The 9092-nt window shown below is 57.7% G+C and carries 8 protein-coding genes; 3 read left to right on the top strand and 5 right to left on the bottom strand.

Going from position 1 to position 9092, the window contains the following annotated elements; translation table 11 throughout:
• Positions 1-980: 980 nt before the first annotated feature.
• The 5 genes from recA to Q0F21_RS03510 all read right to left on the bottom strand — a co-directional run bounded on the left by recA (position 981) and on the right by Q0F21_RS03510 (position 7114).
• Positions 981-2060: a recombinase RecA gene (recA, locus tag Q0F21_RS03530; protein WP_297237465.1), complete on the bottom strand. Its 1080-nt coding sequence runs from the start codon at positions 2058-2060 to the stop codon at positions 981-983.
• Between the two features lie 42 nt (positions 2061-2102).
• Complete coding sequence (locus Q0F21_RS03525) at positions 2103-3305, bottom strand: saccharopine dehydrogenase family protein (protein ID WP_297237463.1); 1203 nt, start codon at positions 3303-3305, stop codon at positions 2103-2105.
• Positions 3306-3374: 69 nt separating this feature from the next.
• A complete protein-coding gene (gene coaD, locus Q0F21_RS03520) occupies positions 3375-3851 on the bottom strand; it encodes a pantetheine-phosphate adenylyltransferase (protein ID WP_297237461.1) in 477 nt (158 codons plus the stop codon).
• Positions 3851-5746: a DNA topoisomerase IV subunit B gene (locus tag Q0F21_RS03515; protein ID WP_297237459.1), complete on the bottom strand. Its 1896-nt coding sequence runs from the start codon at positions 5744-5746 to the stop codon at positions 3851-3853. Before Q0F21_RS03515 ends, coaD begins: the two co-directional genes overlap by 1 nt.
• On the bottom strand, positions 5747-7114 hold the full coding sequence (locus Q0F21_RS03510) for a hypothetical protein (RefSeq protein WP_297237457.1): 1368 nt from the start codon (positions 7112-7114) through the stop codon (positions 5747-5749).
• 247 nt (positions 7115-7361) lie between these two features.
• On the opposite strand from Q0F21_RS03510, the gene Q0F21_RS03505 reads away from it, so the two are divergent.
• The 3 genes from Q0F21_RS03505 to Q0F21_RS03495 are packed head-to-tail and all read left to right on the top strand — an operon-like array spanning position 7362 to position 8944.
• On the top strand, positions 7362-7718 hold the full coding sequence (locus Q0F21_RS03505) for a hypothetical protein (RefSeq protein ID WP_297237455.1): 357 nt from the start codon (positions 7362-7364) through the stop codon (positions 7716-7718).
• Positions 7705-8322, top strand: a complete 618-nt coding sequence (locus Q0F21_RS03500; protein ID WP_297237453.1) for a DUF4230 domain-containing protein — start codon at positions 7705-7707, stop codon at positions 8320-8322. The genes Q0F21_RS03505 and Q0F21_RS03500 overlap by 14 nt, the downstream gene beginning before the upstream one ends.
• Entirely contained in the window at positions 8315-8944 is a 630-nt protein-coding gene (locus tag Q0F21_RS03495) for a DUF4230 domain-containing protein (RefSeq protein WP_297237451.1), read from the top strand. Before Q0F21_RS03500 ends, Q0F21_RS03495 begins: the two co-directional genes overlap by 8 nt.
• Positions 8945-9092: the final 148 nt, after the last annotated feature.

Raw genomic sequence — 9092 nt, 5'->3', positions numbered from 1 at the left:
GTTGCTCTTCGCTTTATTGGTTTCGTACGTTGACGTATATATATCGTCACTTAAACTTTCACCCAAGTTGTATCTCTATAGGTCTCAGACGAAGTGACACTACTGTCCCATCGTGAAAACTGGTATACTACTTGTTTTCTTGTCTTGTACTTACACAATTCACATCGCTCGCTCCTTATCTCTAAATCTCTAAGAAGGGCGATGCCCTTGTCTTATCTTTATGTCTATGATCTCTCTTTTCAGCATCTCCAGCCCCTCGGGCGGCGATGTGAGTGCAAAGGTACGAAAGATTTTCATTCCTGCAAGCGATCCGGAAATTTCTTTTTCCGCAACCCGCTCGCCCCGACCTCTGCCGGAGCACCTCAGGAGCGTACCCCTCTCGGCTTTGCGAGTGCAAAGGTACGACTTTTCCCCATTCCCGCAAGCCCCACCCCAATATTTCCTTAGGATCCTCACGCACATGACTGATAATCAGCAGGTAGAAAAATGGAGATCTCACAGCGTATCCCGACCCCTCCCCTCGACAGCCCGGAGGCCCGTCCCCATCAGCTCTCAGTCTAATACCGGTATTAGTGATCTCTATTACCGGTATTAGTCATCACTATTACCGGTATTAGACTTCTGCGAGATCGGATCAAGCAAAAAAAAGGAGGGCAGACCCTGCTTGCGATGGATCTGCCCTCTCTATGGTGTGGCTCTTTCTCTCCTGTGGAAGTAAATAAGGGTTGCACTCCCGTGCAACCCTTACTATAGGTTCCACAAAATATTAGGATGTTAGGTAAGAAAGATTGATTAGGTTACGCATCTTGTGATTGTAATGGTGCAAAGGTGCGACAAAATGATCTGCACGTCAAGGTGGGTAAAGCTGCTACTTAGCAGAAATCAAAGGACTTCTTAGCAAACTTTTTGACTTTAAGAGCCGAAATTGTCAACTGCATCTATCAAAGAGCGCTTTCTCCCTCTCTCCTACCGACTCCTTCTTACTGTGCGTTGTCCTCAGCGATGCGAGCCTTGATTTTGGCCTCCACCTCGTCGGCGAGGTCAGGGTTCTCCTCCAGGAGGGTCTTTGCGGCCTCGCGTCCCTGGCCCATGCGCATGTCTCCGTAGCTGTACCAGGAGCCGCTCTTGTCGATGATGCCCATATCGACGGCGATGTCGACCAGCTCACCGGACTTGGCGATGCCCTTGCCGTACATGATGTCAAACTCTGCTCGACGGAAGGGAGGGGCCACCTTATTCTTCGCCACCTTCACCTTCGTGAGGTTACCCACCTGCTCATCACCGTCCTTGAGGGCGGTGCTGCGACGGATGTCGATGCGGATGGAGGCGTAGTACTTGAGGGCGTTGCCGCCGGTGGTGGTCTCGGGGTTGCCGTAGGCGCCGATCTTCTCGCGAAGCTGATTGATGAAGATGCAGCAGGTGCGGGTCTTGCTGATGAGGGCGGCGAGCTTACGGAGCGCCTGGCTCATGAGTCGTGCCTGGAGGCCGAGCTTATTCTCTCCCATCTCGCCGTCGATCTCACTCTTGGGGGTGAGGGCGGCGACGGAGTCGATGACTACGACGTCGACAGCGGAGGAGCGGATGAGGTTCTCAGCAATGTCGAGCGCCTGCTCGCCATCGTCGGGCTGGGAGATCCAGAGACGAGAGAGGTCGACACCAAGGGCCTCGGCATAGACGCGGTCAAAGGCGTGCTCTGCATCGATGTAGGCGGCGAGCCCGCCAAGCTTCTGTGCCTCGGCGATGGCGTGGATCGCGAGCGTCGTCTTACCGGAGGACTCCGGTCCGTAGATCTCCACGATGCGCCCGCGGGGATAGCCGCCGATGCCGAGCGCGAGGTCGAGCGTGAGGGAGCCGGTGGGGATCGCCTCTATGGGCTGCACCTCTTGAGAGGCCATGTTCATCAGCGAGCCCTTGCCGAAGGTCTTCTCGATCTTGGCCTGAGCTGCCTGCATTGCCTTGAGCTTATTGGGATCCGCCTCGATGCGGTGAGACTTGGAGGCTGCACCCTCGATCTCGTCGGTGATGCTCTGATCCTCGCCCATCTCTTTCTTATCTGCCATAGTAGTGCTTGTCACTTATTTTTTCCTTTATAAAAGAGGTCATCAGAGCTCCAGATCGATGTCGTGCAGCTCGTGCCAGGGGAGCCCCTGCTTGGCCACCTCCTCGAGGAAGGGATCGGGGTCAAACTCCTCGACATTGAAGACGCCATGACCACTCCAGAGGCCCTTGAAGAACATGATCGCGCCGGTGGTCGCGGGGACACCGGTGGTGTAGCTCACGCCCTGGGCGCCGGTCTCTTTGTAGGCCTCAGCGTGGTCGGTATTATTGTAAATGTAGTAGGTGTGCTCCTCACCGCCACGCAGCCCGCGGATGCGGCAGCCAATGGAGGTCTGGCCGGTGTAGTCACTCCCGAGCTCCTTGGGGTCGGGGAGGACTGCCTTGAGGAACTGCAGGGGGATGATGTCGACGCCCTTGTACTTGATCGGCTCGATGCCGGCCATGCCGATATTCTGAATCACACGGAGGTGGGTCAGGTACTCCTGTCCGAAAGTCATCCAGAAGCGCGCCCGACGGAGGGAGGGGTAGTTCTTCACCAGGCTCTCCAGCTCCTCGTGGTACATAAGGTAGCTCTCACGGGGACCCACCTCGGGGTAGGTGAGGGTCTTGTGGATCTCGAGCGGCTCGGTGGTGATCCACTTGCCGTCCTCATAGTAGCGCCCGTGCTGGGTCACCTCGCGGATGTTGATCTCGGGATTGAAGTTAGTGGCGAAGGCCTTGTGGTGGTCACCGGCGTTGCAGTCGACAATGTCGAGGTGGGTGATCTCGTCAAAGTGGTGCTTGGCGGCGTAGGCGGTGTAGACGCTGCAGACACCGGGATCAAACCCGCAGCCGAGGATGGCGGTGAGGCCCGCTTCCTTGAATCGATCCTGATACGCCCACTGCCAGCTGTACTCATACTTCGCCTCGTCCTTGGGCTCGTAGTTGGCGGTGTCGAGGTAATTGACCCCGCAGCGGAGGCAGGCATCCATGATGGGGAGGTCCTGATACGGGAGGGCGACATTGATCACCAGCTCGGGCTGTACGCGCTGCATGAGTACGCAGAGCTGCTCCACGTCGTCGGCATCCACCTGAGCGGTCTTGATGAAGTCCTTGCCGCCGGGGATCTTAGCGACGAGGGCATCCACGGTGCTCTTCGTCCGGCTAGCGATGGTGATGTCGGTGAAGATGTCCCTATTCATGGCCACCTTATGAGCCACGACGGTACCGACGCCACCGGCACCGATGATAAGTACGCGTCCTTTCATATATGGATACTACTATTGAGTGTATGTGTCACAATCTATCGTCTCAAAGGTACCAAAAACTTATCTGTCCTACTCCGCCCCTTCGCCTCTGTCAGGAGGCGAAGGGAGGTAACGGCTGGTGTCCTCACCGAAGTGGGCGAGCTCCCGGACGAGGTGGGAGGAGATGGTGGCGAGCTCGGGGCGGGAGAAGAGGAAGATCGTGTCGAGTCCGAAGTGGCTCAGGTGCGTCTCCGCCATCTCCCGCTCAGTCTCCATATCCCGCACAGAACGGATGCCACGGACCAGCACAGTGGCTCCGACCAGGCGAGCATAGTGGGCGGTGAGTCCCTCATAGGAGGTGACAGTGATGCGCGGCTCACTCGCATAGAGCCTTGTGATCTGCTCCACCCGCTGCTCGGGTGTGGTGTCGTACTGCTTGCCGACATTGACACCCACGAGGATGTGCAGCTCATCCACCACCCCTAAGGCGCGGCGGACAAGGTCGTCATGACCTATCGTAAAGGGGTCAAAGGATCCGGCAAAGAGGCCGATCAGTGGCTTACTCATCAGACATCGTCGGTCTCAAGGTTCTCTACGATGAAGTCCTGCCGCTCGCGGCTGTTGGTGCCCATGTAGAACTTCAGCAGCTCGGGGACGTTGTCCTCCTTCTTCATCACCACGGGGTCGAGCCGCATATTCTCGCCGATGAAGTTGCCAAACTCCTCCGGCTTGATCTCACCGAGACCCTTAAATCGGGTGACGGAGGCGCTCTTGCCGATCTTCTTCATCGCCTCATTGCGCTCCCGCTCGTCGTAGCAGTAGATGATCTCCTTGCCCTGGCGGTCTCGCACACGGAAGAGGGGCGTCTGGAGGATGAAGACGTGATTCTCTCGGATCAGCTCGGGGAAGAACTGGAGGAAGAAGGTGATGATCAGCAGTCGTATGTGCATGCCGTCCACATCGGCATCCGTGGCGACGATGACGCGATTGTAGCGGAGGTCCTCGAGCCCGTTCTCGATATTGAGAGCGGCCTGGAGGAGGTTGAATTCCTCATTCTCGTACACCACTTTCTTGGAGAGCCCGTACGAGTTAAGCGGCTTACCGCGGAGAGAGAAGACCGCCTGGTACTCCGGGTCGCGGCTCTGGGTGATGCTGCCGCTGGCGGAGAGTCCCTCGGTGATGAAGATCTCGGTGCGCTCCGGATCCTTAGCCTTGGGATCATTGAAGTGGACGGTGCAGTCGCGGAGCTTCTTATTGTAGAGCGAGGCCTTCTTGACCCGCTCCTTGGCCTTCTTGGAGATGCCCTGGAGGGCCTTGCGCTCTCGCTCATTATCGACCACCTTCTTCTGCAGGATCTCGGCGGTGTCGGGGTGCTTGTGGAGGTAGTTGTCGAGCTGTAGCTTGACGAAGTCGATGACAAACTTCTGGATCGAGATGCCGCCCTCGGAGATCTCGCGGCTGCCGAGCTTGGTCTTGGTCTGCGACTCAAAGACCGGCTCCTGGATCCGGATGCTGATGGCGGCGGTGATGCCGGATCGGATGTCGTTATAGTCGTAGTTCTTGTCGAAGAATTCCTTCACCGTCTTGCCGATCGCCTCCTTGAAGGCCGACAGATGCGTCCCGCCGTGGAGCGTATTCTGCCCGTTAACGAAAGAGTAGTACTCCTCGCCATACTGGGTGGAGTGGGTGATCGCCACCTCGATATCGTCTCCCTGCAGATGGATGATGGGATAGAGTGGTGTGGCTGTCATATTGTCCTCGAGGAGATCAAGGAGACCATTCCGGGAGATGAAGCGGGTGCCATTGAGGTGAATCGTCAGACCCGGCTGGAGGTAGGTATACATCCGGATCATACTGTGGACGAAGTCCTGCTGGTAGCGGTAGTTGCGGAAAATATCCGGGTCTGCGTAGTAGTCGACGAAGGTGCCGTCGTGCTCACCCGGTGCGGGCAAGATCTCGCTCTCCTCGACGAGCTTCCCCTTCTCGAAGACGACTGTCTTCACAGTCCCATCGCGGTAGGAGGAGACAGACATACGGGTGGAGAGGGCGTTGACCGCCTTAAGCCCGACACCATTGAGCCCGACCGACTTCTTGAAGACCTCGTTGTCGTACTTGGCGCCGGTATTCATCGTACCTACAGCCTTAGCGAGAGAGCCCTGAGGGATGCCTCGGCCGTGGTCGCGGACGGTGACGTGGCGGTGCTCCTCCTCGTCGATCGTGATGTAGATGTGCTTGCCGTACCCCATCGTATACTCGTCGATGGAGTTGTCGATCACCTCCTTTAGGAGCACGTAGATACCATCGTCGGGAGCGGTACCGTCGCCCAGCTTACCGATGTACATACCGGGACGGAGCCGGATGTGCTCCATCGGATTGAGGGTAACGATCTTATCCTCCTGGTAGAGGGGGTCAGGTGTAGATGTTAGTGGTGTGGGGGTAAGCTTCTCTTCTGCGTCGGTCATTTAGCTATTCTCTCCTTCGTATTTCTGCATTTCCTCCACGGAGGCGCGCGGCATCAGCAGCCTATTAGGCTGCTCCTCACTGCGTGTCTCCTCCTCCTTTGCCCTCTTCTCGCGCCGTCTCTTGGCGAGCTCCTCGCCCTTCTCCGTCAGCGGAGTGACGTAGCAGCGGTGGGTCTTGTGGTGGATCTTGCGGAAGAAATTCCACTGCACCTGCACGTGGACATTGTGCTCCAGCTCCAGATTGGACTCGAGGAAGCGGACGCCATACTGCTGTACGACCGGGATCATGAGCTCAAAGATGAGCGCAATCAGTCCCTTGCCCTGATACTCCGGATCGACAGCGATGAGCATCAGGTCCATCACCTCCGCTTTCCGGCTCTTTAGTGCCTTGAGGATCGGGATGAAGCCAAAGGGCCAGAGCTTACCCTGAGAGCGCTGCAGCGCCTTGGTGATCGAGGGCATGGCGACACCGAAGCCGACGAGCTTCCCGTCCGAGACCTGTCTCACGAGTCCGATGAGGTCGGTATTGATCAGCGGGAGGAAGGTGTCGATCAGCTGCTGCGTCTCCGCCTTGGTGAGGACGCTGGCGCCATAGAGGTTGCTGTAGGTGCGATTGAAAAGGTCGAAGATGTCATCCGCATACTCCTCCACGAGGCGTTTCCGGTCGTGAATGAAGAATGCCTCAAGATTGTACCTCCGCCGGACGAGATCAGCCCCCTTGCGGTACCGCTCCGGCACGGTGTGCGGTGGGATGATGCGGAAGCCGAGCCAGTCGACATCCTTCTCAAACCCCATCCGATCCATGTGCTTGGGGTAGTAGGGGTAATTGTAACCTTCGATGAAGGTGGCGACCTGACTGAAGCCCTCGATCAGGATTCCCTCACGATCCATGTCGGTAAAGCCGAGCGGCCCCACCAGCTCGTCGCAAGCATAGTCATTGGCCCACTTCCTTACCGCATCCATCAGTGCATCGACCACCTCCTCGTCGTCCTCGAAGTCAAAGAAGCCGAAGCGGGCGCGATTCTGGTGCCACCGCTCGTTGCAGTTGTGGTTGATGATCCCGGCGATGCGCCCAACGATGCGGTCGCCTCGGTAAGCGAGGTAGCAGACATAGTCGCAGTGCTCGAGGTTAGGATTTTTCCCCTTCGTAAGGGCATCCATATCGCCATCGATGAGCGGCGGGCAGTAGTAGGGACTCCCCTTGTAGAGCTTCACGGGATACTCGACAAAGTCGCGCAGCATACTCTTGCTCGTCACGCGCACGATGCGCAGCTCATGCGGGGTAGGCAGCACCTCGCCCTTCGTGATGCCGAGGAGCCTTCTGAACCACCGACCCTGCTTGCTATTGTACACTTTCTTTATACCCATGTCGTCTCTTGCTACTCTTGGTGCATGTGAATAAGCCCCACACCCCACGACAAAGGTAATCAAAATTGCAATGCACACCCTTTGCCCGACCCTCGAGTAGGTGACTGCAAATGTACCACCTCAGCGACAGCGGTTGTCTCTCCCTGTCTCTTTCTGTCTCTTCTTGATCAAAATTGCTTGGTCACTCGCTCCCCCTTGACCAGAGCATTGGGGCAAAGCGGGGGAGTTGGTACCTTTGTCGGTGGATATGAATAATAAGTTTTTCTATACCGTCGGGTCGCTTGCCTGCCTGATCTCACTCTTCCTGAGGGTGAGAGGCGACCGGCTGGATATGCCTGACGGCGGGCTGCCGTGGGTGATGCACCTGATGCACCTGCTGATCTGCGGCATTGCGCTCTACTACGTCTACAAGCGGCTGATGGATAAGCCGAGGATCAGTCTCCTCGCGATCCTGATGCTGGGCGTCGGTACGGTCTTCAATCCTATCTACGTGCCCGACTTCCAGCTCACCACCTGGCTGATCATCGAGATCACATCGATGGTCCTCTTCTTCATCTGCTCCCTCCGGGAGAAGCTTCCCGCCACCGATGATGAGACGAAGTAGGCTCTCGCTTCTCCTCCTTCTCCTCCTCCTTGCCGGATGCGGTGAGGGCACCCCGGACGAAGAGGTGATCCTCGGCGAGATCCGCTCTGTCCAGCACTTTGAGCTGACGGAGATGGAGCTGACCGAGAGCTTCGTCATCCGCGGCAGCGGCACCACCTTCGACGGCATCCGCTCCCTCAGCGAGGCGGCGGACTATGTCGATAATCTCCTCCGTCCCGGCGACCGCATCGGCGTCTACTCCTTTACCCACACCGCCATCGCCTACCTGGATCTGAGCCGGCTCAGTACCGATAAGGTGCGGGTGGAGGGGAAGAAGGTCTGGCTCACCCTGCCGCCTGTGGAGGTGAAGCTCGCCGGCCGCTCTCCCACGCTTGAGGTACTCCACGAGCGGGTTACAGGTACCAAGAGGCCCATCACCTCTGAGGAACGAAAGAAGCTGCAGGATGAAGCATCCCAGCGGACCACTGCACGGCTAAGCCCCGGCAGTGCCACCTACGATCTGCTCTGCCGCAGGGGTGAGCGTCAGGCGACCGCCTACTTCAGCGGGCTACTCCACGCCCGAGGCTACGAGGTGGTTCACATAGCATTTGACCGTCATGAGTAAGCAGCGAAAAGGGCTCTACATAGTTATCTCGGTGCTTCTCCTCCTGATCATCGGAGCCGTCCTGCTCCTCCGGGGAGAGAGAGCAAAGGAGCGGACCCGGCTCTCCCACCTCTATGACACCGTCATCACCGACATAAGCGATGTGCTGCGGGTGACCGTGCTGGAGAGCGAGGAGGTGGTGCCGGTCCGGTACCGCACCGGACGAACGGAGGCCTTCGGCGTGGGACATTATCGGACGAGGATCTACTTCGATGTCGAGCGACTGGCAGCGGTACAGCTCGGCGACACGCTCTTTGTCCGACTTCCTCAGCCTGAGGTGGCGGTCCTGGAGGATGAGACCCGCGGCTTCGTCCTCGTCGATGTCTGGAGCCGTGACTTCGGGACCAATCTCATCGGACCACACCTCTCGACGACGCAGGAGAATGAGATGCGACTCAAGGCAGTGGACGAAGCCCGGCGTCGCGTCTCCTCGGCTGAGAATCTCTCTCGTGCTCGGAGCGAAGCGGCTGCGGTCCTCACCGATATGCTCTCCCTCGTCCCCGGCACCGTCATCGTCTACACCTCCCCCTTCGATCCTCTGTCGGACGCCCCCGACCGGGTGCTCCTCCCCCGTAAGGAGTAAGCTCCCACACCACCACTCCTACGAGACCTTTGTAAAGGTCTTAGTGTAAACGAATAGCGGTATTAGTCGAAACTAATACCGCTATTAGAAGTGGCTCTGGTGCACAGTCACTTATGCAGAGAGCCGAGGTTGCTTAGTCATCCTGACC

Source organism: uncultured Porphyromonas sp. (assembly GCF_934359325.1).
Classification (GTDB): domain Bacteria; phylum Bacteroidota; class Bacteroidia; order Bacteroidales; family Porphyromonadaceae; genus Porphyromonas_A.
Note: the sequence above shows the minus strand (reverse complement) of the source record. Positions and strands in the feature narration are given on the sequence as shown.

Excerpts from the sequence above, each read along its gene's own strand:
- recA (WP_297237465.1), bottom strand. The coding sequence starts at position 2,060 with ATGGCAGATAAGAAAGAGATGGGCGAGGATCAGAGCATCACCGACGAG.
- Q0F21_RS03525 (WP_297237463.1), bottom strand. The coding sequence starts at position 3,305 with ATGAAAGGACGCGTACTTATCATCGGTGCCGGTGGCGTCGGTACCGTC.
- coaD (WP_297237461.1), bottom strand. The coding sequence starts at position 3,851 with ATGAGTAAGCCACTGATCGGCCTCTTTGCCGGATCCTTTGACCCCTTT.
- Q0F21_RS03515 (WP_297237459.1), bottom strand. The coding sequence starts at position 5,746 with ATGACCGACGCAGAAGAGAAGCTTACCCCCACACCACTAACATCTACA.
- Q0F21_RS03510 (WP_297237457.1), bottom strand. The coding sequence starts at position 7,114 with ATGGGTATAAAGAAAGTGTACAATAGCAAGCAGGGTCGGTGGTTCAGA.
- Q0F21_RS03505 (WP_297237455.1), top strand. The coding sequence starts at position 7,362 with ATGAATAATAAGTTTTTCTATACCGTCGGGTCGCTTGCCTGCCTGATC.
- Q0F21_RS03500 (WP_297237453.1), top strand. The coding sequence starts at position 7,705 with ATGAGACGAAGTAGGCTCTCGCTTCTCCTCCTTCTCCTCCTCCTTGCC.
- Q0F21_RS03495 (WP_297237451.1), top strand. The coding sequence starts at position 8,315 with ATGAGTAAGCAGCGAAAAGGGCTCTACATAGTTATCTCGGTGCTTCTC.